Source organism: Sphingomonas naasensis (assembly GCF_004792695.1).
Lineage (GTDB): Bacteria > Pseudomonadota > Alphaproteobacteria > Sphingomonadales > Sphingomonadaceae > Sphingomonas > Sphingomonas naasensis.
Window position 1 is genome coordinate 57,984 of record NZ_SRXU01000004.1, and the last position, 23,752, is coordinate 81,735.

At 69.1% G+C, this 23,752-nt stretch carries 28 protein-coding genes; 18 read left to right on the plus strand and 10 right to left on the minus strand.

Annotation, left to right across the window (positions count from 1 at the left end):
- Positions 1–24 precede the first annotated feature (24 nt).
- The 8 genes from E5A74_RS10210 (at position 25) to E5A74_RS10240 (ending at position 5,970) form a co-directional block, all read left to right on the plus strand.
- Positions 25–933, plus strand: a complete 909-nt coding sequence (locus tag E5A74_RS10210) for a heme o synthase (protein ID WP_135984488.1) — start codon at positions 25–27, stop codon at positions 931–933.
- Positions 930–1,070, plus strand: a complete 141-nt coding sequence (locus E5A74_RS20910) for a hypothetical protein (RefSeq protein ID WP_166745789.1) — start codon at positions 930–932, stop codon at positions 1,068–1,070. The genes E5A74_RS10210 and E5A74_RS20910 overlap by 4 nt, the downstream gene beginning before the upstream one ends.
- Positions 1,067–1,600, plus strand: coding sequence for a cytochrome c oxidase assembly protein (locus E5A74_RS10215; RefSeq protein ID WP_135984490.1), 534 nt, complete (start codon positions 1,067–1,069; stop codon positions 1,598–1,600). The genes E5A74_RS20910 and E5A74_RS10215 overlap by 4 nt, the downstream gene beginning before the upstream one ends.
- 33 nt (positions 1,601–1,633) lie before the next feature.
- The gene (locus tag E5A74_RS10220) at positions 1,634–2,518 is read left to right on the plus strand and encodes a cytochrome c oxidase subunit 3 (protein ID WP_135984492.1); all 885 of its coding nucleotides are present in this window, start codon (positions 1,634–1,636) and stop codon (positions 2,516–2,518) included.
- Positions 2,519–2,564: 46 nt separating this feature from the next.
- On the plus strand, positions 2,565–3,209 hold the full coding sequence (locus E5A74_RS10225; protein WP_276469523.1) for an SURF1 family protein: 645 nt from the start codon (positions 2,565–2,567) through the stop codon (positions 3,207–3,209).
- A gap of 47 nt (positions 3,210–3,256) precedes the next feature.
- Positions 3,257–4,648 carry a threonine synthase gene (gene thrC / locus E5A74_RS10230; protein WP_135984497.1) on the plus strand — a complete coding sequence of 464 codons (1,392 nt, stop codon included), beginning with the start codon at positions 3,257–3,259 and terminating at the stop codon, positions 4,646–4,648.
- A 156-nt stretch (positions 4,649–4,804) separates the two neighbouring features.
- On the plus strand, positions 4,805–5,674 hold the full coding sequence (locus tag E5A74_RS10235) for a class I SAM-dependent methyltransferase (RefSeq protein ID WP_135984500.1): 870 nt from the start codon (positions 4,805–4,807) through the stop codon (positions 5,672–5,674).
- Positions 5,674–5,970 (plus strand): hypothetical protein, encoded by a 297-nt coding sequence (locus E5A74_RS10240; RefSeq protein WP_135984502.1) that lies wholly within the window; start codon positions 5,674–5,676, stop codon positions 5,968–5,970. Before E5A74_RS10235 ends, E5A74_RS10240 begins: the two co-directional genes overlap by 1 nt.
- 38 nt (positions 5,971–6,008) lie before the next feature.
- Here E5A74_RS10240 and E5A74_RS10245 read toward each other — a convergent pair whose 3' ends face one another.
- The 4 genes from E5A74_RS10245 to E5A74_RS10260 are packed head-to-tail and all read right to left on the minus strand — an operon-like array spanning position 6,009 to position 8,125.
- On the minus strand, positions 6,009–6,455 hold the full coding sequence (locus E5A74_RS10245; protein WP_135984504.1) for a hypothetical protein: 447 nt from the start codon (positions 6,453–6,455) through the stop codon (positions 6,009–6,011).
- 58 nt (positions 6,456–6,513) lie between these two features.
- A complete protein-coding gene (locus tag E5A74_RS10250; RefSeq protein WP_135984506.1) occupies positions 6,514–7,158 on the minus strand; it encodes a heme exporter protein CcmB in 645 nt (214 codons plus the stop codon).
- Entirely contained in the window at positions 7,155–7,724 is a 570-nt protein-coding gene (gene ccmA / locus E5A74_RS10255) for a heme ABC exporter ATP-binding protein CcmA (protein WP_135984508.1), read from the minus strand. Before ccmA ends, E5A74_RS10250 begins: the two co-directional genes overlap by 4 nt.
- Positions 7,721–8,125 carry a metallopeptidase family protein gene (locus tag E5A74_RS10260; protein ID WP_240699758.1) on the minus strand — a complete coding sequence of 135 codons (405 nt, stop codon included), beginning with the start codon at positions 8,123–8,125 and terminating at the stop codon, positions 7,721–7,723. Before E5A74_RS10260 ends, ccmA begins: the two co-directional genes overlap by 4 nt.
- 48 nt (positions 8,126–8,173) lie before the next feature.
- On the opposite strand from E5A74_RS10260, the gene E5A74_RS10265 reads away from it, so the two are divergent.
- On the plus strand, positions 8,174–8,461 hold the full coding sequence (locus E5A74_RS10265; protein ID WP_208411870.1) for a 4a-hydroxytetrahydrobiopterin dehydratase: 288 nt from the start codon (positions 8,174–8,176) through the stop codon (positions 8,459–8,461).
- A 34-nt stretch (positions 8,462–8,495) separates the two neighbouring features.
- On the opposite strand, the gene E5A74_RS10270 is transcribed toward E5A74_RS10265, so the two are convergent.
- Positions 8,496–9,287 (minus strand): SDR family oxidoreductase, encoded by a 792-nt coding sequence (locus E5A74_RS10270; protein ID WP_135984512.1) that lies wholly within the window; start codon positions 9,285–9,287, stop codon positions 8,496–8,498.
- 55 nt (positions 9,288–9,342) lie between these two features.
- Here E5A74_RS10270 and E5A74_RS10275 point away from each other — a divergent pair, with 55 nt between their 5' ends.
- The 8 genes from E5A74_RS10275 (at position 9,343) to E5A74_RS10310 (ending at position 18,367) form a co-directional block, all read left to right on the plus strand.
- Complete coding sequence (locus E5A74_RS10275; protein WP_135984514.1) at positions 9,343–10,110, plus strand: ATP-binding cassette domain-containing protein; 768 nt, start codon at positions 9,343–9,345, stop codon at positions 10,108–10,110.
- 142 nt (positions 10,111–10,252) lie between these two features.
- Positions 10,253–11,776 (plus strand): ABC transporter permease/substrate-binding protein, encoded by a 1,524-nt coding sequence (locus E5A74_RS10280; RefSeq protein ID WP_135984516.1) that lies wholly within the window; start codon positions 10,253–10,255, stop codon positions 11,774–11,776.
- A 44-nt stretch (positions 11,777–11,820) separates the two neighbouring features.
- Entirely contained in the window at positions 11,821–14,289 is a 2,469-nt protein-coding gene (locus E5A74_RS10285; protein WP_135984518.1) for a glycoside hydrolase family 3 protein, read from the plus strand.
- A complete protein-coding gene (locus E5A74_RS10290; RefSeq protein WP_135984520.1) occupies positions 14,289–15,326 on the plus strand; it encodes an aldose epimerase family protein in 1,038 nt (345 codons plus the stop codon). The genes E5A74_RS10285 and E5A74_RS10290 overlap by 1 nt, the downstream gene beginning before the upstream one ends.
- A gap of 116 nt (positions 15,327–15,442) precedes the next feature.
- Positions 15,443–16,003, plus strand: a complete 561-nt coding sequence (locus E5A74_RS10295; protein WP_135984522.1) for a hypothetical protein — start codon at positions 15,443–15,445, stop codon at positions 16,001–16,003.
- Between the two features lie 139 nt (positions 16,004–16,142).
- Positions 16,143–16,706, plus strand: coding sequence for a hypothetical protein (locus E5A74_RS10300; protein ID WP_135984526.1), 564 nt, complete (start codon positions 16,143–16,145; stop codon positions 16,704–16,706).
- A gap of 141 nt (positions 16,707–16,847) precedes the next feature.
- Entirely contained in the window at positions 16,848–17,723 is an 876-nt protein-coding gene (locus E5A74_RS10305) for a pepsin/retropepsin-like aspartic protease family protein (protein WP_135984529.1), read from the plus strand.
- A gap of 116 nt (positions 17,724–17,839) precedes the next feature.
- Positions 17,840–18,367, plus strand: a complete 528-nt coding sequence (locus E5A74_RS10310; RefSeq protein WP_135984532.1) for a GNAT family N-acetyltransferase — start codon at positions 17,840–17,842, stop codon at positions 18,365–18,367.
- Positions 18,368–18,402: 35 nt separating this feature from the next.
- Here E5A74_RS10310 and E5A74_RS10315 read toward each other — a convergent pair whose 3' ends face one another.
- Positions 18,403–19,179 (minus strand): class I SAM-dependent methyltransferase, encoded by a 777-nt coding sequence (locus E5A74_RS10315; RefSeq protein WP_135984535.1) that lies wholly within the window; start codon positions 19,177–19,179, stop codon positions 18,403–18,405.
- A 79-nt stretch (positions 19,180–19,258) separates the two neighbouring features.
- Here E5A74_RS10315 and E5A74_RS10320 point away from each other — a divergent pair, with 79 nt between their 5' ends.
- Positions 19,259–20,038, plus strand: coding sequence for an MmyB family transcriptional regulator (locus tag E5A74_RS10320; RefSeq protein ID WP_135984537.1), 780 nt, complete (start codon positions 19,259–19,261; stop codon positions 20,036–20,038).
- A gap of 158 nt (positions 20,039–20,196) precedes the next feature.
- On the opposite strand, the gene E5A74_RS10325 is transcribed toward E5A74_RS10320, so the two are convergent.
- The 4 genes from E5A74_RS10325 to E5A74_RS10340 all read right to left on the minus strand — a co-directional run bounded on the left by E5A74_RS10325 (position 20,197) and on the right by E5A74_RS10340 (position 23,715).
- Entirely contained in the window at positions 20,197–20,616 is a 420-nt protein-coding gene (locus tag E5A74_RS10325; protein WP_206365831.1) for a nuclear transport factor 2 family protein, read from the minus strand.
- A gap of 95 nt (positions 20,617–20,711) precedes the next feature.
- Positions 20,712–22,286, minus strand: a complete 1,575-nt coding sequence (locus E5A74_RS10330; RefSeq protein ID WP_135984539.1) for an aldehyde dehydrogenase (NADP(+)) — start codon at positions 22,284–22,286, stop codon at positions 20,712–20,714.
- Between the two features lie 92 nt (positions 22,287–22,378).
- A complete protein-coding gene (locus E5A74_RS10335) occupies positions 22,379–23,173 on the minus strand; it encodes a FadR/GntR family transcriptional regulator (protein ID WP_135984541.1) in 795 nt (264 codons plus the stop codon).
- Positions 23,174–23,328: 155 nt separating this feature from the next.
- Complete coding sequence (locus E5A74_RS10340) at positions 23,329–23,715, minus strand: hypothetical protein (protein WP_135984543.1); 387 nt, start codon at positions 23,713–23,715, stop codon at positions 23,329–23,331.
- Positions 23,716–23,752: the final 37 nt, after the last annotated feature.

Sequence of the window (23,752 nt, forward strand, 5' to 3'; positions counted from 1 at the left end):
GGCGCTTATAGCGGCCGCCGAGTCATGACCACTTCCGCCGCCGCCTCCGTCTCCCTGCCCGCCGACTGGCGCGATTTTCTCGCGCTCACCAAGCCGCGGGTGATGACGCTCGTCGTGTTCACCGGGCTGTGCGGGATGCTCGCCGCGCCGGTGCCGATTCATCCCGTGCTCGGCTTCACGGCGATCCTGTGCATCGCGCTGGGCGCAGGCGCGGCAGGGGCGCTCAACCAATGGTATGAGGCCGATCTCGATTCGAAGATGCGGCGCACGCAGAAGCGGCCGCTGCCGGCGGGGCGGATGGATCGCCAGTCGGCGCTGCATTTCGGGGTCGGGCTGGCCGGGTTCAGCCTCGCGCTGATGTATTTCGCGATCAATCTGGTCGCGACGATCATCCTCGCCGTCTCGATCCTGTTCTATGTCTTCGTCTACACGATCTGGCTCAAGCGCCGCACCCCGCAGAACATCGTGATCGGCGGCGCGGCGGGGGCGTTCCCGCCGATGATCGGCTGGGCGGCGGCGACCGGCGACGTGACGCTGATGCCGGTGCTGCTGTTCGCGCTGATCTTCCTGTGGACGCCGCCGCATTTCTGGGCGCTCGCGCTGTTCGTGAAGACCGATTACGCCAATGCCGGGGTGCCGATGCTGCCGGTGGTGGCGGGCGAGCGCAGCACCCGGCTGCAGATCGGGCTCTATACGCTGCCGATGGTCGCCGCGGCGATCCTGCCGTGGCCGCTCGGCCTCGCCGGCGCCTTTTACGGCTGGTCGGCGGTTGCGCTCAACGCGCTCTTCCTCGCCCTCGCGGCGCTGGTGACGTTCCGCAGCTCCGGGGCGGACGACGCGATGGTGCCCGAGAAGCGGCTGTTCAAATATTCGATTTTCTATCTCTTCTTGATGTTCGGCGCGCTGGTCGTCGACAGGTGGTGGCTGGCATGATCGACAAGCAATCGACCGATCTGATCCGGGCGCGCCAGCGCTCGCGGGCGCGGGTGATGGCGCTGCTGCTCGGCGCCTTCGTGATCCTCGTCTTCGCGATCTCGATCGTGAAGATCCAGCTCGGCCATCCGGGATGAACCGCAATCTGCGCACCGCTTTGCTCGCGGGGCTGGGCGTCTGCACGATGACCGGGATGGGCTTCGCCAGCGTGCCGCTCTACCGGATGTTCTGCCAGGCGACCGGGCTCGGCGGCACCACCCAGCGCGGGCTGCAGGCGCCCGGCACCACCGGGCACAGGATCACTGTCGCGTTCGATTCGAACGTCAGCCCCAAGCTGCCGTGGAAGTTCGAGCCCGAGCGCCGTGCCGACACGATCGACGTGGGCGGCCGCGACATGGCCTTCTTCAAGGCGAAGAATCTCTCGGACAAGCCGCTCACCGGCACCGCCTCGTTCAACGTCACCCCCGAGGTGGCGGGCAAATATTTCACCAAGATCCAGTGCTTCTGCTTCACCCAGCAGACGCTCGCGCCCGGCGAGGAAGTCCGCATGCCGGTGATCTTCTACGTCGATCCCGCGATCGAGAAGGATCCCGACGCGCGCGACGTTCAGGAGATCACGCTCTCCTATACATTTTACCCGGTAGATTCCGGCAAGACTGCAAGCTAGACACGCCGCAAACCAAGGAACAGGGACGAGCCGATGGCGGGTGCCAAGAACCATCAATTCCACATTCTTCCGCCGAGCATCTGGCCGTTGTTCGGCGCGATGGCGGCGCTGGTGCTCGCTTCGGGCGGCATCATGTGGATGCACAGCATGCCGAGCGCGAACCTCGTGTTCTTCGCCGGCGTCGCGGGCGTCCTGATCACCTTTTTCGGCTGGTGGTCCGATGTGATCCGCGAAGCGCATGCCGGCGATCACACCCCGATCGTCCAGCTCCATCTGCGCTACGGCATGATCCTGTTCATCGCCTCCGAAGTGATGTTCTTCGTCGGCTGGTTCTGGGCGTGGTTCGACTTTTCGCTCTTCCCCTCGACGGCCGAGGCGGTCGGCGGCCAGTGGCCGCCCAAGGGCATGGAAGTGCTCAACGCGTGGGAATTCCCGCTGCTCAACACGCTGATCCTGCTGCTCTCGGGCTGCACGGTCACGTGGGCGCATCACGGGCTGCTCCACAATGAGCGCGGCGGTGCGATGAAGGGTCTGTGGGGCCTGATCGGCGTCGGCGCGAACGACACGGTCAAGAAGGGCTTGTGGCTGACGATCATCCTTGGCCTGATCTTCAGCTGCATTCAGGCCTATGAATATGCCCACGCGCCCTTCCCCTTCAAGGCGGCGAGCGAGGGCGGTTCGAGCTATGGCGGTGCCTTCTTCATGGCGACCGGGTTCCACGGCTTCCACGTGCTGGTCGGCACGATCTTCCTGATCGTCAACCTCGTGCGCGTCTACAAGGGCCACTTCACCCCGCGGCAGCATTTCGGCTTCGAGGCCGCTGCCTGGTACTGGCACTTCGTCGACGTGGTGTGGCTGTTCCTCTTCGCCTCGATCTATGTCTGGGGCGGCTGGGGCGCACCCGTCCACGCCGGCTGATTTGCCCGACGCCAGCGACACGCAAACGGAGGGAGGCAGCACCGCGCTGCCTCCCTCTGTCGTTTCGGGGCGGGGGATTCCGCTGCTCCCGACGCTGATCGTCGCGCTCGCCGTCGCGGCGATGATCGGACTCGGCCTTTGGCAGCTCACCATCCGCCTCCCGCAAAAGGAAGCCGCGCTCGCCCAGCTCGCCGCCAATCCGGCCAAGCCCGAGATCGCCTTTCCCCGCCTCCCCGACGACAGCCTGCTGTTCCGCCGCGCGCACGGCTATTGCGTCGAGCCGGTCTCGGGCAACCTTACCGGCGCTGGCAAGGCCGGCTTCCGCTACATTGTCGAGTGCCGCACCGGCGGTGCCGAGGGGCCCGGAATGCTCGTCCAGCTCGGCACCACCCGCGATCCGATGGCAAAGCCGGTATGGAAGGGCGGCGAAGTGCGCGGCACGATCAGCCACGCGCCCGACGGCCGCTCGATGCTCGCCTCGCTGTTCGATCGCACGCCGAAGCGGCTGTTGCTGGTCGCCGACACGCCTGCGGCCGGCCTCGCCGCCAATGCCGCGCCCGACCTGTCCTCGGTCCCCAACAACCATCTCGCCTACGGCGTGCAATGGTTCCTGTTCGCGCTCGTCGCGACCGTGATCTACGGCCTCGCGCTGCGCTGGCGGGGACGGAAGTCCCCTCGCGAGGCGGCCTAAACATCACCTATCTTGTGACCCCGCCTGCACCCCGCTAACCCGCCGCCATGCGCTATCAAAGCACCCGAGGCGCCGCGCCCCAGCTCGGCTTTCGCGATGTCACGCTCGCCGGCCTCGCCAGCGACGGCGGGCTCTACCTCCCCGAGACCTGGCCGGGCCTGACCCGCGAGGCGATCGCCGGGCTCGCCGGCCTGTCCTATGTCGAGACCGCGGTCCGGGTGATGCTGCCGTTCGTCGGCCCCGATCTCTCCGAGGACGAACTCCGCGATCTCTGCACCCGCGCCTATGGCCGCTTCAGCCATGCCGCGGTCACCCCGCTCGTCCAGCTCGACCACCAGCATTGGCTGCTCGAGCTGTTCCAGGGGCCCACGCTCGCCTTCAAGGACGTCGCGCTCCAGCTGCTCGGCCTGCTGTTCGAGAAGTTCCTGATCGGCAGCGGCGATCATCTCACCATCGTCGGCGCGACCTCGGGCGACACCGGCAGCGCCGCGATCGACGCGGTCGCCGGCCGCACCGGCATCGACATCTTCATGCTTCACCCCAAGGGGCGCGTCTCCGAGGTCCAGCGCCGCCAGATGACGACGGTGCTCGCGCCAAACGTCCACAACATCGCGATCGAGGGCAGCTTCGACGACGCCCAGGCGCTGGTGAAGGCGATGTTCAACGACGCCGATTTCGCCGGCCGCTTCCAGGTCACCGCGGTCAACTCGATCAACTGGGCGCGGTTGATGGCGCAGGTGGTCTATTATTTCTACGCCGCGGTGCGCCTCGGCGCGCCCGACAAGCCGGTCGCCTTCGCGGTCCCCACCGGCAATTTCGGCGACGTCTTCGCCGGCTATGTCGCGGCGAAGATGGGGCTGCCGGTGGCAAAGCTGATCGTCGCGACCAACGTCAACGACATCCTCCACCGCGCGCTCTCCACGGGGGATTATTCGACCGGCACCGTCACCGCCACCGCGGCGCCGTCGATGGACATCCAGGTCAGCTCGAACTTCGAGCGACTGCTGTTCGATCTCGCCGCTGCGCCCGTCGCCGAGCAGATGCGCGGTTTCGAGGCGGCGCGCGCGATGCAGCTGACCAACGCCCAGCGCGAAGGCGCAGCGGCGCTGTTCGTCAGCGACCGCATCGATGCCGATGCGATGAACGAGGCGATGCGCTGGGGCTATACCGAGGCGGGCGAGGTGCTCGATCCGCACAGCGCGATCGGGCTTGCCGCGGCGCGCCGCGCCGGTCTGCCCGCCGACGTCCCCGTCGTCACGCTGGCGACCGCACACCCCGCCAAGTTCGCCGACGCGGTCGAGCGCGCCACCGGCATCCGCCCGCAGGTGCCGCCGCGGGTGGGCGATCTCCACCAGCGTCAGGAGCGCTACGACGTGCTCCCCGCGACGTTCGAGGCCGTCACCGCCTATATCGCCGAGCGCGCCACGCCCCGCCGCTGAAATCCCCCCGGAGGGGGAGGGGGACCGCGAAGGGGTGGAGGGGTAGTCGCCACGGGCGGCATCGCCCGCGGAAAATACCCCTCCGTCAGCCTCTGGCTGCCACCTCCCCCTCCGGGGGAGGATTGAGAAACGCGCCTGTCCTTCTATGGAAAAGGCATGAACCTCATCACTCTCACCGGCGAGCCCTGGACGGATTACGGCCTGCTCGACTCGGGCCATGGCCGCAAGCTCGAGCGCTATGGCGACTATCGCTTCATCCGCCCCGAGCCGCAGGCGATGTGGGCGCCCGCGTCCGACGACTGGGATGCGCATGGCGAATTCCTCCCCGGCTCGGACGAGGAAGGCGGCGGCCGCTGGGTGTTCCACAAGCCCACCCCGCGCGAAGGCTGGCCGCTCGCCTGGGAGGAGGTCCGCTTCACTGCGCAGACCACGCCGTTCCGCCATCTCGGCTTCTTCCCCGACATGGCGCCGGTTTGGCACTGGATGCGCGCGCAGATCGCCGACAAACCCGAGGCCGAGTGCATGAACCTGTTCGGCTATACCGGCGTCGGCACGCTCGCGCTGGCGGCCAAGGGCGCGCGGATGACGCATGTCGACGCCTCGAAGAAGTCGGTCGCCGAGGGTAAGGCCAATGCGGCGCTGTCGGGGATGGAGGACAAGCCGATCCGCTGGATGATCGACGATGCCGGCAAGTTCGTCGCGCGCGAGGTGCGCCGCGAGCGCCGCTATGACGGAATCATCCTCGATCCGCCCAAATGGGGCAGGGGGCCCAATGGCGAGGTGTGGAAGCTCGAGGAGGGCCTGCCCGGCCTGATCGCCGATACGCGCAAGCTGCTCGATGCCGATTCCCGCTTCCTGTTCCTCACCGTCTATGCGGTGCGGATGTCGGCGCTGGCGATCGGCGAGCTGGTCCGCCAGCATTTCGCCGATCTCGGCGGCGCCGTGGAGTGCGGCGAGCTCACCGTGCGCGAGGAAGCGCGCGGGCTCGAGCTGCCGACCGCGATCTTCGCGCGCTGGCGCCGCTGATGGCGCTCTCGGTCTTCCTTGCGACCGCGGTCGCGGACGAAGTCGAAGGCCGTCGGCCCGGCGCGCGGCATGCGATGCTGATCTATGTCTTCGCGCGGGATTTCGAGGCGGCCCAGCGCAAGGCGGCGGGCGTCGCGCTCGGCGCCGGCTGGATGATGGTGCGGCTCGAAAAGGGCATGGAAGTCGTCGATCCCGCGGCGAACGACGATCCCGTACTCCGCGCGGCTGCCGGAACGGCGCTGGAGGAAGGCTCGGCGATCGTCGTGTACGGCGACGAGCTGCCGCCGGAAGCCTGACTTCGCGCCACCCTCATCGCCGCCCCCGCGGCGGCATCTCAGGCGGCGAGTGCCGGGGCGGGTCTGTCGTCGTCGTTCGCGGGAGTTTGACGCTGCGGCGCGCTATGCGTCCGGCGGGCTCGGGGGGCGCGGCGCGCGAAGGGCGCGCGCAGCAGCACGATCACCGTGCGGATGCGCACGGTCGAGGCCGTCAGCAGCGCCACCGCCAGCACGTCGACGAAGACGCCGAGCTCGAGGCTGGCCAGCATGCCCACCAGCTCGGGCGCGCCCATCATCATCATCCGCAGCGATTCCCCCTCGGTCAGCCAGCCTAATGTGCCGCCGACGAGGATGAGGAGGAGCAGCATGAGATATTGGCCGCGATGGACATTGTTGAGCGCACGGGCCGGGGCCTCGACCAGGATGCGCCGCATCGTGCGTCCGGTCGCCGTGTCGCCCGCAGCCAGCAGGGCGAGCCACAAGCCCGCAAGCCAGATCGTGATCATGCTGTCCCCCTTGTTACGCGGCCGATATTGGATGTCGGCGGTGTCGTGCCAAGGGTCGTCAGTTCCGCCCCATCCGGATTGCCGCACCGGCGACCAGCGGGCAGCCCGCCACCAGCAACAGGCTCACGGCGCCGAGCAGCTTGAACGCACCCGGCTGGCCGGCGCTGGCGCCGGCGCCGAAGATCAGCAGCGGTACTGCGAAGGGCAGCATCACCAGCCCGGCCAGTGCCCCCGCGCCGCGTAGTCCGGCGACCAGCGCCGCGGTGGCGATGCCGAGCGCGGCGAGCCCCGGCGTGCCGATCGCGAGCCCGGCGAGGATCGGCACCAGCGCGCTCCCGGGCAGATGCAGTAGCGCCGCTGCGATCACCGTCGCCACGAGCAAGGCCGGCGCGAAGCCGAGCCAATGGCCGAGCATCTTGGCCGCCGCCACCCCCGCATCGGGCAGTCCGCGCACGGCGAACTGGTCGAGCACGCCGCTCTCGGCATCGGGCGCCACCAGCCGCTCGACCGGCAGCAGCGCGGCGAGCAGTGCCGCCGCCCAGATCACTCCGCCGCCGACCCGCGCGAGAAGGCGGGCCTCGGGCCCCACTGCGAACGGGAACAGGATCGCGACGAGCAGGAAGAAAGCGATCGGCATCAGCATCCCGCCGGTGCTCCATGCCCGCCGCAGCTCGCGCCAGACGATGGCGGCATAGACGCTCACAGCGTCACCGCGACCGCATCCGGCAGCGCGATCGGCAGATGCGTCGCGACTAGTGCGATCCCGCCCTCACGGCGATGCCCCGCGATCAGATCCTCGAGCATCCGTACCGAAGCAGCATCGAGCCCATTGGCCGGCTCGTCGAGCAGCCAGACCGGTGCGCCGCTCGCCACCACCCGCGCCAGCGCGGCGCGGCGGCGCTGCCCGGTCGACAGCAGCCGCACCGGCACCTGCGCAAGCTCGCCGAGCCCGACCGCCTCCAGCGCCGGCATCACCGCCTCGGCGCGTCCGTCGATCCGCGCCCAGAAGCGCAGCGCTGCGGCGACGCCCAGTTCGGGGTCGAGCGCCGCGCTTTCGGCGAGCAGGGCACGCGCCCCTTCGCCGGCGACCCGGCCGGCGGCCGGCGCGAGCAGCCCCGCGGCGATGCGGATCAGGCTCGATTTGCCCGCGCCATTGGGGCCGCTGACCAGCGCCGCGTCGCCGGGGCCCAATGCGAAGCCGATATCCTCGAACAACAATCGTCCGCCGCGAACGCACGCCACATCGGCGAAGGTCAGGCTGGTCCTCACCCGGCGGCGTCTTCCAGCGCGTGCATATCGTCGTCCGACAGCCCGAAATGATGCCCGACCTCGTGCACCACGATGTGCGTCACAAGTTCCTGCAGCGGCACGCCGGTGTCACACCATTCGTCGAGGATCGCACGGCGGTAGAGGTGGATGCGGTCGGGCAGCGCGCCCGAATCGAACGCGGATTTCTCGCCGATCGGACGGCCGTGATAGACGCCGCTCAGATCGAACGGATCCTCGATACCCAGCGCGTCGAGCGTCTCGTCGTCGGCGAATTCCTCGACGATCAGCACCACGTCGGCAAGATGCTCGGCAAAGGGCGAGGGGATGCGCGCCAGCGCCTCGCGCGCCAGTGCCTCGATCGTCGCCGCGTCCGGCGCAGTGGAAGGTGCTTGCCCGCGCATGGCCGAACCCATAGGCGGAGCGGTGAAGGCAGGGCAAGGAGGGCGATCATGGTGGCACGATTGACCGAAGGGCATCGGCGCGAGTCGCTCGCCGCGATTCCCGACTGGAGCTACGACGAAGCCCGCGACGCGATCACCCGGCGCTGCACCTTCGAGGATTTCAACGCGGCGTTCGGATTCATGGCCCGTGTCGCGCTGCTCGCCGAAAAGGCCGATCACCATCCCGAATGGTCGAACGTGTGGAACCGCGTCGACATCCTGCTCACCACCCACGATGCCGGCGGCCTCTCGCAGCGCGACATCGCGATGGCCCAGGCGATCGACGGACTGCTCTAAAAATCCGTCCTCGCACAGCGGGGGAGGATCATGGTCACCGCATCCCGCCGCGGCGCATCTGCTTGCGCAGCGCGCCCGGCATCCAGCGCGCGGCGAAGGCGAGCCGGCGTGCGGTCTTGCCGATGATGACGTGGAGCTTGTCGCGCTCGATGCCGTTCCAGATCTCTTCGGCGACCTGATCGACGGGCGTGAACTCCAGCCCTGCGGCGCGCACCGAATCGCGCGCGGTGCGGTTGGTGCCCGAGACGTTCGAATCGAGCAAAGGCGTGTCGATGAAGCTCGGCATCACCACGCGAACCTTGATCCCGTCGCCTGCCCATTCGGCGTCGAGCGCCTCGGAGAGCCCGCGCACCCCGAACTTGACCGCGGCATAGAGCGCCAGCCCGCCCGAGCCATAGATCGCTGCGGCGGAGGCGGTATTGACCAGCGTCGATCCCGGCGTCGCCTTGAGCAGCGGATAGGCCGCGCGCGCGCCGTTGATTACGCCGACAAGGTTGATCCCCACGATCCGGTCGATCTCGTCGTCGGTGGCGCCCGCGAGCGGCCCGCCGATCGCGATCCCGGCATTGTTGAAGAGGACATCGAGCCGCCCGCCGCTGGCCTCGGAAAAGGTGGCGAGCGCGTCGCGCCATTGATCGCGGTCGCGCACGTCCATCACATGCGTCGTCACCATCCCGGCGGGGAGCATCGCCCGCGTGGCTTCGAGTCCCGCTGCATTGACGTCGGCCAGCCCGACGCGCCAGCCTTTGCGCGCGAACAGCTTGGCCACCGCCTGGCCGATCCCCGATCCGCCGCCGGTGATGAAGATCGCCTTCTCGCCCGCCATCCGCTCCCCCCTGTTTCTTTGACCTTTCCACTTTCATCCCGCACAATCCCGGCCGATGCCAGAGCAATCGCGCAGCGTTACCTTCAAAAATGTCAGTAAGACCTATGCCGGCGGGGTGAAGGCCGTCGACGGGGTGTCGCTCGAGGTCTCCGGGGGCTGCTTCGTCGCGCTGGTCGGCGCGTCGGGCTCGGGCAAGTCGACGCTGCTCAAGACCGTCAACCGGCTGGTCGATCCGAGCGCGGGCGAAGTGCTGATCGACGGTGCGCCGGTCGCGGCCGAACCGCCGCATCTGCTCCGCCGCCGGATCGGCTATGTCTTCCAGAATATCGGACTGTTTCCGCACATGACCGTCGCGCAGAATGTCGCGATCGGGCTGAAGCTGGCGGGCGAGCGCGAACCCGCTGCGCGGGTCGCCGAGTTGCTCGCGCTGGTCGAGCTCGATCCGGCGCTCGGTGCGCGCATGCCCGATGCGCTGTCGGGCGGGCAGCGCCAGCGCGTCGGCGTCGCGCGTGCGCTCGCCTGCTCGCCTGGGCTGCTGCTGATGGACGAGCCGTTCGGCGCGCTCGATCCGGTGACGCGCGACGGTCTCGGCAAGGCGATCCGCGCGCTGCATGCGCGCATCGGACTCACCACGATCCTCGTCACCCACGACATGGCCGAGGCGCTGCTTCTCGCCGATCGCGTGCTGGTGATGGCCGCCGGGCGGATCGTCGCCGACGCAACGCCGCGCGATCTGCTCGCGGGCAAAGCGGGCGGTGCGGCGGATGCGCTGGTTGCGGTGCCGCGCGAGCAGGCGCGGCGGCTGGCGGCGTTGGGGGAATGAGAGGGGTGGCCCAAATCCTCCCCCGGAGGGGGAGGGGGACCAGCGAAGCTGGTGGAGAGTTAGTCTCCACGCGCGACGTCGCCTGCGGCAACTACCGCTCCACCGCTTCGCGGTCCCCGTCCCGCTCTGCGGGAGGATCGAGATGACCGCCGCCTTTGCCCGCGTGCCCGAGCTGCTCGCCCAGCATCTGCTGCTCGCCTTCGCCGCGCTGCTGCTCGGGCTGCTCGTCGCGCTCCCGCTCGCGGTCCTCTCCTCCCGCAGCCGCGCCGTCGGGCGCATCGCGCTGGGCTTTGCCAGCCTGATCCAGACCATCCCCAGCCTCGCGCTGCTCGCGCTCTTCTACCCGATCCTGCTGTGGCTCTCGGCGCTGGTCGGCGGCGGCATCCCCGCGCTCGGCTTCCTGCCGTCGCTGCTCGCGCTGTCGCTCTATGCGCTGCTGCCGATCCTCAGGAACGGTGTCACCGGGCTCGCCAATCTCGACCCCGCTGTGCTTGAGGCCGCTGACGCGATGGGGATGACGCGCAACCAGCGCCTGTGGCTGGTCGAAGCGCCGCTCGTCGCGCCTGTCCTCATGGCCGGGATTCGCACCGCTGCGGTGTGGACGATCGGCGCGGCGACGCTCTCCACCACGGTCGGTCAGCCGAGCCTCGGCGATTTGATCTTCGCCGGGCTCCAGACCCAGAACTGGACGCTGGTGCTCGCCGGCTGCGTCGCCGCCGCGGGCCTCGCGCTCGGTGTCGACGCGCTGCTCGGGCTCGCCGAGCACGGCATCGCCCGCCGCCGGCGCGGGCTGGTCTGGGCAAGCCTCGCCACCTTGCTCGTCGCTGCTGCGGTCGCGCTCGCCCCCGCCTGGCCGGCCCCGCGCGGCACCGTGACGATCGGCGCCAAGGGCTTTTCCGAGCAATATATCCTCGCCCGGCTGATCGGGCATCGGCTGGAGGATGCCGGCTACGCCGTCCGCTACCGCGAAGGGCTCGGCTCGGCGGTGGCGTTCGGCGCGCTCGCGGCGGGCGATATCGACGTCTATGTCGATTATTCGGGGACACTGTGGACCAACCAGATGCACCGCACCGACGTGCCCCCGCGCGCCGCGATCGTCGACGGCGTCGCCCGCTGGGCCAAGACCAGGCACGGCGTCATTTTGCTCGGCTCGCTCGGCTTCGAGAACGCCTATGCCTTCGCGATGCGCGGCGATGATGCGCGGCGCCGCGGCATCCGGAGCCTCGACGATCTCGCTGGCCAGGCTGGCGAACTCGATTTCGCCACCGATGTCGAGTTTCTCGAGCGCCCCGAATGGGCGGCGGTGCGAAGCGCCTATGGCCTCGCCTTCAAGTCGGCGCGCCCCTATCAGCCGACCTTCATGTACCGCGCGCTGGCGAGCGGCGAGGCCGATGTCATCCCGGCGTTTTCCTCGGACGGCCGCATCGCAGCCGACAAGCTCGCCATCCTCGCCGATCCCAGGGGCGCGATCCCCGGCTATGACGCGATCCTGCTGCTCGCCCCGCGCCGCGCCGGCGATGCGCGCTTTCAGGCCGCGCTGCGCCCGCTGATCGGCGCGATTCCTGTGGAGAAGATGCGCGAGGCGAACTATCGCGTCGACCGCGACACCGCCAAGCAGAGCCCCGATCAGGCCGCGCGCTGGCTGGCCGATGGACTCGGGCGATGAACTTGCGTTATCGCTAACACAAAGAACAAGACGGAGGAGATGTGATGCGGCCCGGAACGAAGCTGTTGCTTGCCACCACGATTTTCTGGGCCGCGCCGGCTTTGGCGCAGCAAGCGCCGACAGCGCTGTCGGGCGGCCCGACCGTGGCCGACCCCGCCAAATGGCCCAAGGCCGCCAGCCCGGGGCTGGTCGATCCCGGGACCGAGAAGTTCGTCTCCGATCTGATGGCGAAGATGACGCTCGAGCAGAAGGTCGGGCAGATGATCCAGGGCGACATCGCCAGCGTGAAGCCCGAGGATCTGCGGAAGTATCCGCTCGGCTCGATCCTCGCCGGCGGCAATTCGCCGCCGCTCTCGGGCAATGACCGATCGCCGCAATCCGATTGGGTCGCCACCGCGCGCGCCTTTCGCGCCGTCGCGATGGAACCGCACCCCGGCGGCACGCCGATCCCGCTGATCTTCGGCGTCGACGCGGTGCACGGCAACAACAACGTCATCGGGGCGGTGATCTTCCCGCACAATATCGGCCTCGGCGCCGCCAATGATCCCGCGCTGATCCGCCGCATCGGCGAGGCGACCGCCGCCGAGACCGCCGCCGCCGGTCCGGATTGGGCGTTCGGCCCGACGCTGGCGGTGCCGCAGGACGATCGCTGGGGCCGCAGCTATGAAGGCTATTCGGAGGATCCCGCGATCGTCCGTTCCTATGCCGGCGAGATGGTCCGCGGGCTGCAGGGCGAGCCGAATACCGCCAATCGCATCCAGAAGGGCCATGTCGCGTCCTCGGCCAAGCATTTCCTCGGCGATGGCGGCACCTTCAACGGCGTCGATCAGGGCGATACCCGGGTCAGCGAGGACGAGCTGATCGCGATCCACGGCGCCGGCTATCCGGGTGCGATCGATGCCGGCACGCTCACCGTGATGGCGTCGTACAACAGCTGGAACGGCGCCAAGATGCACGGCAACAAGTCGCTGCTCACCGATGTGCTCAAGGGCAGGATGGGCTTTCAGGGCTTCGTCGTCGGCGACTGGAACGGCCATGGCCAGATACCGGGCTGCACCCCCACCGATTGCGCCGCGACCTTCAATGCCGGGCTCGACATGGCGATGGCGCCCGACAGCTGGAAGGGGCTGTTCGATTCGACCGTCAAGCACGTCCGCGACGGCACCATCCCGATGGCCCGCATCGACGATGCGGTCCGCCGCATCCTGCGCGTCAAGGTCAAGCTCGGCCTGTTCGATCCGGCGCGGCCGCTCGAGGGCAAGACCGGCGTGCTCGGCAGCGCAGAGCATCGCGCGATCGCGCGCCAGGCCGCAGTCGAATCGCTCGTCCTGCTCAAGAACAGCGGCGTGCTGCCGGTCAAGGCCAGCGCCAGGGTGCTGGTCACCGGCCCGGGCGCCGATTCGATGGGCATGCAGACCGGCGGCTGGACGCTGAGCTGGCAGGGCGACGGCAACGGCAACGAGCTGTTCCCCAATGGCGAGACGATCTTTGCCGGGGTGAAGAAGGCAGTCGAGGCAGCCGGTGGCACCGCGACGCTCTCGGCCGACGGCAGCTTCACGTCCCAGCCCGACGTCGCGATCGTCGTGTTCGGCGAGCAGCCCTATGCCGAGATGCGCGGCGACATCCGCACGCTCGAATTCCAGCCCGGCGACAAGCAGGCGCTCGGCCTGCTCAAGAAGCTCAAGAACGCCGGCGTGCCGGTGGTCTCGGTGTTCCTCTCGGGCCGCCCCTTGTGGACCAACCCCGAGCTCAACGCCTCGGACGCGTTCGTCGCGGCATGGCTGCCCGGCAGCGAGGGCGGGGCGGTTGCCGACGTGCTGGTCGGCGATGCCGCCGGCAAGCCGCGCGCCGACTTCAAGGGCCGCCTCTCGTTCAGCTGGCCCAAGACCGCGGGCCAGTTCGCCAACAACAAGGGCAAGCCCGGCTATGACCCGCTGTTCGCGCTCGGCTATGGCCTCAGCTACGCCAGGGGCGGCGACGTCCCGACGCTCAGCGAGGAGGCGGGGCTAGATCCCTCGCTCGGCAACACCAGCACCTTCTTCGCCAAGGGCGTGACGCCCGCGCCCTTTTCTTTCGCGACCGACAGCCGGGTGACGCGCAAGACCGTCGACGGTCCGCAGACGCAGGAAGGCGCGCAGCAGCTCGCCTGGCCCAACGGCCCGGCGACGCTCCGCATCGGCGGGGGCGGCGAGCTCGATCTCACGCGCGAGGCCAATGGCGATCTGTCGCTCCAGATCAACTATCGGGTCGATCGCGCGCCGGCGGGCAAGGTCCAGCTCTCGATGGACGGCGGCAACACCAAAGGTGGCATCGACGCGACCAGCCTGTTCACCGGCCAGACCGGCACGTGGCGCACCGCCAAGGTCTTCCTCAAATGCTATCAGCAGAACGGCGTCGATCTCGCCAAGGTCGGCGCGCCGTTCGTGCTCGAGGCGACGGGGCCGTTCACGCTGAGCATCGCCGATGTCCGGATCGTCTCCGATCCCAACGCCTCGGTCTGCCCCAAGCCGTGATGGCCGACGCCCCGATCGACACGATCGAGATCGCCCATGGCGGCATGCGCGCCGAGTTGCTCACGCTCGGCGCAACCTTGCGGCGGCTCGACGTGCCCGGGCGCGACGGCACGCCCGCCAATGTCGTGCTCGGCTATCGCGATCTCGCCGAATATCGCGCGCACCCGCGCTTCTACGGGGTGGTCGCGGGGCGCTTCGCCAATCGCATCGGCGGGGCGCGCTTCAGCCTCGACGGCACCGAATATCGGCTGCCGGCGAACAACGGCGCCAACAGCCTCCATTCGGGGCCCAAAGGCTTTGATCTGCAGGACTGGACGATCGAGGCACGCGACGCGCATTCGGTGACCTTCGGCCTGACGAGCCCGCATCTCGATCACGGCTTTCCTGGCAAGCTCGATGTTCGCGTGCGCTACGCGCTGAGGGATGGCGGGCTCGCGATCGGCTTTCGCGCCACCACCGATCGCGCGACGGTGATCAACCTCACCCACCATGCCTATTTCAATCTTGCGGGGGAGGGCAGCGGCACCGCGATCCTCGATCATCTGCTCCAGATCCCGGCGAGCCAGATCACGCCTACCGACGCCGCCCTGATCCCGACCGGCGCCTTCGCCGATGTGGCGGGCGGCCCGTTCGATTTCCGCAGCCCCAAGCCGATCGGCCGCGACATCGCCGCCGACGATCCCCAACTCCGGCAGGGCGGGGGCTATGATCATAATTTCGTGCTGGTCGGCGCCGCCGGCACCATCCGCCGTGTGGCGACGCTGTTCGATCCGAAATCGGGCCGGGTGCTCGATCTCCATTCGACCGAGCCGGGGCTGCAATTCTACACCGGCAACCATCTCGCCAATGGCGCGCCCGGCACCAGCGGCGGCAGCTATCCTGCCCGCGGCGGGTTGTGCCTCGAGCCCCAGAAATTCCCCGATTCGCCCAACAAGCCGAACTTCCCTTCGGCGCGGCTCGATCCGGGCAAGGAATATCGCCACGACATGGCGTTCCGCTTCCGCACAGCGAAGGATTCGAGGGAGGCGTTCGGCTAACCGCTCGGGTCTGCTGAGGCAGCTTGCCAAGGTACGAGGCTGGCCGCAGGGTGCCTGTCATAGGCGAACGGACGGGGCAGGCGATGCGCGGGCCGGGGAAGATACGCAATCTGGCATTGGCCGCGGGGCTGCTGGGGCTGGCCTCGGCGAGCATACCGTTCGTCTCCCCCGATCATGCGGACGAGGCGGCGTGGCTGCTGCTCGGGGCCACGGCGGCGGTTATCGGACTCGGGGCCGCCCTGACGCTGACGATGCGCATGCGGCGAATGCGGAGCCTCCATGCGGGGAAGGGCGTCATCGCCCGCTGGCGTGTCGAGCCCGCGCTCTGGGCGCGCTTCGTCGCCGATGACCGTGATGCCGAGCGCGACGGGCGCAAGCGAAACAACGCGATCCGCCTGCGATCAAGCCCGGATGGGGCGGTCGAGGTGATCGTGGGCGACGACTGCCTGCAGATCGACGGAGACTTCCACCCCGTGCCGCTCGCCGAATTCAAAGGCGCGGGAATGAGCGCGGGGCCACCCTCGGTTCTCGAGCTGCGCTTCGTCACCCCGCGGCCGCAACAGTCCGACCTGCACTATGCGTTCCGCTTTCCCGTCGCGCTCGGCGCGGAGGCCGCCGCGCAGCAGGTGATCGATCATTATGATCGCCGCTATCGCGCCAAATACGGGGCGTACTGACGCGATTCCTTCACCGGTGCCGGCGCGCCGGAGAAACTTGGAGGCGCCGCATCATTGCTCAGCGCTTGCTCATCTTCTGCTCATGCCTCGCATCGCGGTCGCCGCCACGATCGAGCAGCGATGTGACAGGAGGCGAACGATGATCGAAGCAAGCGAACAGGCCGACGCCAGGGCTCCGAACTATTGGCGGATGGCGCGCTGGGCCGGGATCCTCGCGTTGCTGCTCACCCCGCTGGTGATGATGCAGATCAGTGACGGCTGGCACTGGACGATCGGCAGCTTCGTCTTCGCCGGCGCCGTCATGGGCGGGGTGGGATTGCTCTACGAGTTCGCCGAGCGCGCGAGCAAGAGCCGCGCCTATCGCGCGGGTGCCGCCATCGCGCTGATCACGGCGTTCCTTACCGTGTGGACTACGATCGTGCGCGACGATGGTAACGGCATCGGCTTCCTCATGCTGGTCGTGACCGCGGCGATCGGCGCCTTCGCGGCGTGGTTCCGGGCCGCGGGGATGGCGCGGGCCATGCTCGGCGTCGCGGTCATGCAGGCGCTGGTCAGCATCGCTGTCGCCACGGCGCCGGTGACCGCGCGCGTGCCCGACGCCCCGTTCCGCTTCCTCGCGCTTGGCGCTTTCTTCACGGCGCTGTGGCTGACGTCGGCGACCTTTTTCGGCATCGCCGCGAAAGGCGATTACGCGGCGCGTTAGGCGTCGGGCGCGCGCCCGATCCGCCATTTTCACCTACGGAGCAGGAGAATTTGGTCGCGTGAATATCGGTTTTCGTCGCATCGAAAGCGGCGGGTGGCCCGACGCCGGGCACCCGATCGGGCTCGACACCGGAAGGCCGCCATGAAGATCTTGCTCGGGGCGCTCGCCTCCCTCTTGCTCACCACCACCGCCGCCGATGCGCAGCCGGCCCCCGCCGCCGCGCCCGAGGCAGTGATCGCGATGAAGCCGTGGCGCACGCGCTGGGTGCTCGAGGCCGAAGTCGCGGGGAAGAAGGGGCTCTATCTGTTCGACACCGGCGCGGGGCTCACCCTCGTGTCCAACGCATCGCTCGCCCGCACCGGCTGCAAGCCCTGGGGCCGGGTCACCGGCTACAACATGATGGGCAATCGCGGCGACGGGCCGCATTGCGAGGGCATCGCCATGATCGTCGGCGGAGTGAAGCTCGAGCCGCCGATGCTCGGTCCGATCGAGATGGCGGCGTTGAATCCGAAGGATGCCGAGCTCGACGGCATCATAGGGCTCAACCTGTTCGAAGGCCGCACGGTGACGATCGATTTCGCCGCGGGCACGCTCACGCTCGAATCCGGGGCTAGCCGCGCCCAGCGCATCGCGACGATGCGCCCGCTGCGCATCCGCCTGAAGCGGGAGGCAGACGGTCGCGCCCTTGCAGTCGCGGCTGCGGTCCCGACGGCCCAGGGCAATTTGTGGATGGAGTTTGATTCGGGGAATGGCGGCACGGTGCTGGTGTCCAAACCCGTCGCCGAGCTGGTCGGGATGGATCCGAAGCTGGAAGCGAAGCAGCCGGCCGACTTTGCCGTGATGGAAGGCGTGCGCGCGACGACCCCCGATGCCTTCACTCCGGACATGATCATGGACGGCAATCTCGGCATGCCGTTCCTGCGCAACTGGGTCGTCACGCTCGATCTCGATCGCGGGCGCGCCTGGATCGGCAAGCCGCCGGTGCCGCCGGGGCCGGCCTTGCCGCTTGCAATGTAGGAATGCGCAGGAGGCACCCGGCGCCGGCCCGCCACCGCGGTGCGCGCCACCCTGCCTGACCGCCTTCGGCTAGAGTCCGGATTGATCGCGGCCGGCCGCTGGGGCAGCCTCGCGCGATGGAGATCCGCGATGCTGTCTCATCGAGCGACTTCGCCGCCGTCGCGGCGCTGATGCGGGCGTTCATCCAATGGCATTATGCCCGGCACGCGCGCGACCGGCACATCATCGACAGCTATTTCGAGCCCGCCGCGTTCGAGGCCGAGCTCGACGCCCTGCCGGGCGAGTTCGCCCCGCCCGCGGGCGCGTTGCTGGTCGCGGAGGCGCAGGGCCGCATTCTCGGCTGCGTCGCGCTGCGGCCACTGGCGGACGGCAGCTGCGAGATGAAGCGCATGTTCGTCGATCCGGACTACCACGGCGCCGGGGCCGGGCGGGCGCTCGCCGAAGCGGTGATCGAACGCGCCCGGGCGCTCGGTTATGTCAGGATGCTGCTCGATACCGGCCCGGCGCAGAAGGAAGCGCAGGGCCTGTACCGCGCGCTCGGCTTCCGCGACGTGGCGCCCTATTATGATCTGCCGCCGTTGCTGCGCGACTGGCTGGTGTTCATGGAACGCGATTTGATCGAGGCCGCCCCCACCCGGAGCTGACGGCCTTCGTGCCCGGCAACCATATGCGCGTCGCGTCAGGGTCGCGCCCGGCAGGCCGATGCCTCGATCTGCAGCGCATCGATCGAGAACGAGCCGTCGGGCTCGATCGCGAAATAGCGTGCCGTCTCGCGCGATGCCCATTGCTGCAGCGATCGGATCGCCGCCCGGTGCGCGTCGGGGGTCCGCATGCGATCCACCCAGGACGGATAGTCCATCCGCAACCGCCGCTTCTGCGTGCCCGTCACCCGGAAGCCCGCGCGGTCCAGCCCGGCGGCCCATTCGGCCTCGCTATGGTCGCGAACATGCGAGGGATCGCGCAGCAGCTCGACTGCCTGCAGATGCGTGTCGAAGATCGGATGCCCCGGCGAGACCACATCGATGAAGATCGCGGTCGCGCCGGGCTTCAGGATGCGCCGTGCCTCGCGCAACCCGGCATCGAAATCGCGCCAGTGATGCGCCGAGAAGCGGCACCCCAGCAGGTCGAAGCTGGCATCTCCGAACGGCAGCTTCTCGGCCGGCGCGACGCAGGTCTCGATATTCGCCAGTCCGCGCTGCCGGGCGGTTTCGTGCACCGCGTCCAGCATCGCTGCGGAAAGGTCGATCGCCGTTACCGATCGGGCATGGCGCGCCAGCCGATAGGCGACGTGCCCGCCGCCCGATCCGAGGTCCGCCGCGCGATCCGGGCGCATCCGGGCGACGATCGCCTCCAACGCGTCGAGATCCTCGCCTCCGGCATGGACGCTGCTTTCGACATAGGCGGCCGCCTGCGCGCCGAACTGGTCTTCGACAACGGCATCATGGGAACGGGTCACGGCTTTTCTCCTCCACGCCTCTGGAGCGCAGCCTTCAACCTGTTACAATGGACAAAGTTATCCTGTTATAAGAAGGCCCATGAACGCGGACGAACAGCGCAGATTGCTCGGGCAGTTCGTCCGTTCGCATCGCGAGCGCGCGACGCCGGATCGGGTCGTGCGCCGCCGCCGCACGCCAGGGTTGCGGCGGGAGGAGTTGGCGGCGCGCGCCGGTATCGGCGTCACCTGGTGCGCCTGGATCGAGCAGGGCCGTGATATCAGCGTTTCGCCGACCACGCTCGCCCGTCTCGCCGCGGCGCTCGCGCTGACCGCGGCCGAGCGCGCCTATCTGTTCGAGCTTGCGGGCCGCCGCGATCCCGAAGCGCCGCAATCGCCGGCGCTCTCCGAAGCGCCTGAGGCTGTCGCCGCGCTCGTCGCGGCGCTGCCGCATCCCGCCTATGGGCTGGACCCGTTGTGGAACGCGTCGTGCTGGAATCAGCCTGCCGCGGATCTGTTCGCTGATTGGCTCGGCGAGGGATGCCAGCGTAATCTGCTCCGTTACACCTTCACCCAGCCGTCGGCGCGGGCGCTTCTGCCTGATTGGGAGCAGCGGGCACGGCGCCTGCTCGCCGAATTTCGCGCCGATTGCGCCCGCATGCTCAACGATGCCGCGCTGGACCAGCTCGTCGCGCAGCTCCGGAGCGAATCCGATCTCTTCGCGCATGAATGGGATGCGCAGACCGTGATGGCGCGCGAAGGCGGTCCGCGCAGCTTCCTCCATCCCCGGCAGGGGCGGCTCCGCTACGCCCAGCACACCTTCAGCCCGGCGGAGCGGCCCGATCACAAGCTGGTGGTGCTGGTGCCTGCGCTTGCCGTGTAGGAATGCGCGCGCTGGCCCGGACCGGCCGCCCGCGCCGCCGCTTTATTCCCACCGGCACGCGCAACCACCTTTCCTGCCCGCGCAACGCGCGAGTCCTCATTGCGCGCAAGGTGCGAAGCTTGCGGCCAGCAATCCAACACCGACGCGCGCGCGATTTCCTACGGCGTCTTGCGCTCGACGTTGAAGATCTTGTTGACGATCCGCCACTCGCCATCGGCCTTCACCAGCGAAAGATAGTCGGTGAATTTCACGCTCGGATAGTCGAGCACCACCTTGGCCATCGCCGCGTTGCCGGTGACGTCGAGGCTCTCGATCGACCGACGGCGCTGCGCTTCGTCGGCGGCGGGCTTGCCCGGCGCGCCGGCGATGAAGTCGGTCACCGTGCGCTCGGCGAACGCGCCGTCCTTGTTCCAGTAGAGCATGCCCTTGGGATGGAAAGCGGCGCGAAACTCGTCCGCGCTGCCGGTGATGTGCCCGGCGAGATAGTGGTTCACCGCGGCGCGCGCGCCCGCCTCGTCCTTCTCCTGCGCGAGGGCAGGGGTGGCGATCGTCAGCGCGGCAAGCAGCAGCATACGCATAGGCTGGACTCCTCGGAGATGAGGTGTCCAGCCTAGTGACTTCGAACGCCGGCGCAACGTCGGCAGGGCCGAACGTCGCGCCGGCGGGATCAACGTCAGAGCGTCGGCTTGCCGTCGATGCGGCGCGGCACGCCGGCATCGCCGTCGCGCAGCTCGGTGGGGAGCAGCGTGGCCGGCAGGTCCTGATAGGCGACCGGGCGCAGGAAGCGGTCGATCGCCAGCGTACCCACCGAGGTGCTGCGGCCGTCTGCGGTCGACGGGAACGGCCCGCCATGGACCTGCGCGTCGGTCACCTCGACTCCGGTCGGCCAGCCATTGGCGAGGATGCGCCCGGCGAGCCGCTCGAGCACCGGCAGCAGCGCGCGCGCGGTGTCGGTATCGCTCTCCTCGAGATGCAGCGTCGCGGTGAGCTGGCCTTCGAGCAGGCCAATCACGTTGGTCAGCTCGTCGATATCGGCGCAGCGCACGAGCAGCGAGGCGGCGCCGAACACTTCCTCGGCATGGCTCGGATCGGCGATGAAGTCGGCGCCGGTCATTGTGAACAGCGCGCCGCGGCCCGAGGTCGGGCCGGTCGGCTCCTGGCCCTCGGCGACCAGCTTGAGCGCGGGTGCCGAAGCCCAGCGCGCGACTCCGCTGGTATAGGCCTTGTGGATGCCCGGGGTGAGCATCACCTGCGACGGCGCGCCGCACAGCGCGTCCGAGGCCGCGGTCACGAACCGGTCGAGATCGGGGCCTTCGAGCGCGAGGACAAGCCCGGGATTGGTGCAGAACTGGCCCGCGCCCATCGTCAGTGAGGCGATGAAGCCCTTGCCCAGCGCCTCGGCGCGCGCCGCCAGCGCGCCCGGAAGCAGGAACACCGGATTGATGCTGCTCATCTCGGCATAGACCGGGATCGGCACCGGGCGGTTGGCGGCGAGCTTCATCAGCGCCGTGCCGCCGCCGCGCGAGCCGGTGAAGCCTACTGCCTTGATCCGCGGATCGGTGACGAGAGCCGAGCCGATCGTGTTGCCCGCGCCGTTGATCAGCGAGAACACGCCCTTGGGCATGCCGATCTTCTCAGCGGCACGGGTGATCGCGCCGGCGACCAGCTCGGAAGTGCCGGGATGCGCCGAATGGCCCTTGACGATGACCGGGCACCCCGCCGCGAGCGCCGAGGCGGTGTCACCGCCGGCGACCGAGAAGGCGAGCGGGAAGTTGCTCGCGCCGAACACCGTGACCGGGCCCACCGGGATCATGCGCAGCCGCAGATCGGGCTTGGGCGCCGGCTGGCGGTCGGGGATCGCGTGATCGATGCGCGCGCGCAGATATTCGCCGAGCCGCAGCTCCCTGGCGAACAGGCGGAGCTGGCCCGCGGTGCGGCCGCGCTCGCCGGTAAGGCGCGCCTGGGGCAGACCGCTTTCCTGCATCGCGCGCTCGACGAGCTCGTCGCCCAGCGCCTCGATCTCGTCGGCAATCGCCTCGAGGAACTTCGCGCGGTCCTCGCGCGGCAGGCCGGCATAGATCGGGAACGCAGCCTCGGCAGCGGCGGTGGCCGCCTCGACATCCTCGAGCGTCGCGACCGTGAAGCTCGGCTCGATCTCCGCACCGGTGGCAGCGGCGACAGCCCTGAAGCCCGGGCCATCGCGGCGCACGCGTTCCGAAGCCACGAACAATTCTCCAGTCAGCGCCATGCGAACTCTCCCAATCCCGTAAATGAAGTTAGCGGTAACAATGTCTCGCGGTGCGACTTAGGGATGGTCGCCGCGCGGTTCAATCCTGCGCATCAGCAGCATACGGCGATCGGCCCCTGGCCGGCGCCTTCGCGCGCTTCCATCGTGTCGCTCAGCCCGCGCTCGACCAGCCGCGCCATCGCGTCGTGCGCGCGCTCGGCGTCGCCGGCCTCGATCGCCTCGAACACCGCGAGGTGGACCGGCAGCGCATCGTGCGGCGCGGGCAGGCGATGCTGCTTGAACGCGGTGGTGATCGCGATCGCCGCGGCGACGCCGCTGGTCAGCGAGACGATGAAGTCGTTGGCTGATGCCTCGAGCAGCGCCGAGTGGAATTCCTCGTCGCAGCAGCGTCCGATCTCGGTGGCGAAGCCGTGCTTGGCGACTCCGTCTAGCCCGGCCTTCATCCGCGCGAGCTGCTCGGGGGTCCGGCGCGTCGCCGCCAGCCGCGCGGCATCGGGCTCGACGATCCGGCGCAGCTCGAACAGATTGGCGATCAGCCCGGCATCGGGCTCGCCCGCGAAGATCCAGCTCAGCACATCGGGGTCGAGCAGGTGCCATTCCTTGCGCGGCGAGACCTGCGTGCCGATCTTCGGCCGCGAATTGACCAGGCCCTTGGCGGCGAGGATGCGGATCGCCTCGCGATAGGCGGTGCGCGAGACGTTGAACTGGCTGCTCGCGGCGATCTCGCCCTCGAGGATCTCGCCGGGCCTGAGCATACCTGAGACGATCCGGGTGCCGAGCTCGCGCGCCACGGTGCCGTGCAGCCGGAGCGAGCGCGGCCGCGGCGGGCGTCGCCGCACGCGCTTGGGCCTGGGGTCGGGCTCGGGTTTGGATTGCGGGGTGGCCATTGGCTCCTGGCTGACCTGGGGCGGCCGGGCGGCGCGGGTGCCCGGATCGGGAAGAATTCCGGCGCCGTCACGCGAAGTGCGACGGGGCCAGAGCGGCTCTTAGCCATATTTGGTCAATGTCGAAAGAGCATCTGGAACCGGATGCTATATGCCGGTCATGGCTTTCGATCGGCGGATCGGCGCGCCGGCCCCGCGTCGAAGCGCACTATCTCGCCCTCGCCGCGGACGGTGCAGCGGAACGACCATGGGCCGATGCCGCCGCGACGCTGCTCGGCCCGGTTCGGTACTATGCTGCCGGTGACGAGATAGGTGCGGAACCCGGCGAGCCGCAGATCCTTGTAGGTCGCCTCGCCAAGGCGGGCGGCGCGGGTCCGGCAGGCGGCGATCGCGAGGCTCTCCCGGCTCACGCGAACCTGCCGGCCGCCGGGCTTGGCCGATTCGGTAGCGACCTGCGGCGTGTCCCGATGAAAGCCGGCGGCCTGCCCGGTGCCGGCCGCGGCCGGCAGCGACAGGATCATGGCGGTCACCAATGCCGGAAACACCGTCGGGCTCCTCCTTCCGTAAAGCCGCTATGCCCGA

What these genes read in the sequence shown, in the direction of transcription:
- E5A74_RS10290 (WP_135984520.1), top strand. Translation starts at nt 14,289, where the DNA reads ATGGCCGACGCCCCGATCGACACGATCGAGATCGCCCATGGCGGCATG.
- E5A74_RS10310 (WP_135984532.1), top strand. Translation starts at nt 17,840, where the DNA reads ATGGAGATCCGCGATGCTGTCTCATCGAGCGACTTCGCCGCCGTCGCG.
- E5A74_RS10280 (WP_135984516.1), top strand. Translation starts at nt 10,253, where the DNA reads ATGACCGCCGCCTTTGCCCGCGTGCCCGAGCTGCTCGCCCAGCATCTG.
- E5A74_RS10215 (WP_135984490.1), top strand. Translation starts at nt 1,067, where the DNA reads ATGAACCGCAATCTGCGCACCGCTTTGCTCGCGGGGCTGGGCGTCTGC.
- E5A74_RS10285 (WP_135984518.1), top strand. Translation starts at nt 11,821, where the DNA reads ATGCGGCCCGGAACGAAGCTGTTGCTTGCCACCACGATTTTCTGGGCC.
- E5A74_RS10260 (WP_240699758.1), bottom strand. Translation starts at nt 8,125, where the DNA reads ATGCGCGGGCAAGCACCTTCCACTGCGCCGGACGCGGCGACGATCGAG.
- E5A74_RS10265 (WP_208411870.1), top strand. Translation starts at nt 8,174, where the DNA reads ATGGTGGCACGATTGACCGAAGGGCATCGGCGCGAGTCGCTCGCCGCG.
- E5A74_RS10335 (WP_135984541.1), bottom strand. Translation starts at nt 23,173, where the DNA reads ATGGCCACCCCGCAATCCAAACCCGAGCCCGACCCCAGGCCCAAGCGC.
- E5A74_RS10305 (WP_135984529.1), top strand. Translation starts at nt 16,848, where the DNA reads ATGAAGATCTTGCTCGGGGCGCTCGCCTCCCTCTTGCTCACCACCACC.
- E5A74_RS10300 (WP_135984526.1), top strand. Translation starts at nt 16,143, where the DNA reads ATGATCGAAGCAAGCGAACAGGCCGACGCCAGGGCTCCGAACTATTGG.
- E5A74_RS10320 (WP_135984537.1), top strand. Translation starts at nt 19,259, where the DNA reads ATGAACGCGGACGAACAGCGCAGATTGCTCGGGCAGTTCGTCCGTTCG.
- E5A74_RS10325 (WP_206365831.1), bottom strand. Translation starts at nt 20,616, where the DNA reads ATGCGTATGCTGCTGCTTGCCGCGCTGACGATCGCCACCCCTGCCCTC.
- thrC (WP_135984497.1), top strand. Translation starts at nt 3,257, where the DNA reads ATGCGCTATCAAAGCACCCGAGGCGCCGCGCCCCAGCTCGGCTTTCGC.
- E5A74_RS10220 (WP_135984492.1), top strand. Translation starts at nt 1,634, where the DNA reads ATGGCGGGTGCCAAGAACCATCAATTCCACATTCTTCCGCCGAGCATC.
- E5A74_RS10245 (WP_135984504.1), bottom strand. Translation starts at nt 6,455, where the DNA reads ATGATCACGATCTGGCTTGCGGGCTTGTGGCTCGCCCTGCTGGCTGCG.
- E5A74_RS10270 (WP_135984512.1), bottom strand. Translation starts at nt 9,287, where the DNA reads ATGGCGGGCGAGAAGGCGATCTTCATCACCGGCGGCGGATCGGGGATC.
- E5A74_RS10210 (WP_135984488.1), top strand. Translation starts at nt 25, where the DNA reads ATGACCACTTCCGCCGCCGCCTCCGTCTCCCTGCCCGCCGACTGGCGC.
- E5A74_RS10240 (WP_135984502.1), top strand. Translation starts at nt 5,674, where the DNA reads ATGGCGCTCTCGGTCTTCCTTGCGACCGCGGTCGCGGACGAAGTCGAA.
- E5A74_RS10275 (WP_135984514.1), top strand. Translation starts at nt 9,343, where the DNA reads ATGCCAGAGCAATCGCGCAGCGTTACCTTCAAAAATGTCAGTAAGACC.
- E5A74_RS10235 (WP_135984500.1), top strand. Translation starts at nt 4,805, where the DNA reads ATGAACCTCATCACTCTCACCGGCGAGCCCTGGACGGATTACGGCCTG.
- E5A74_RS20910 (WP_166745789.1), top strand. Translation starts at nt 930, where the DNA reads ATGATCGACAAGCAATCGACCGATCTGATCCGGGCGCGCCAGCGCTCG.
- E5A74_RS10330 (WP_135984539.1), bottom strand. Translation starts at nt 22,286, where the DNA reads ATGGCGCTGACTGGAGAATTGTTCGTGGCTTCGGAACGCGTGCGCCGC.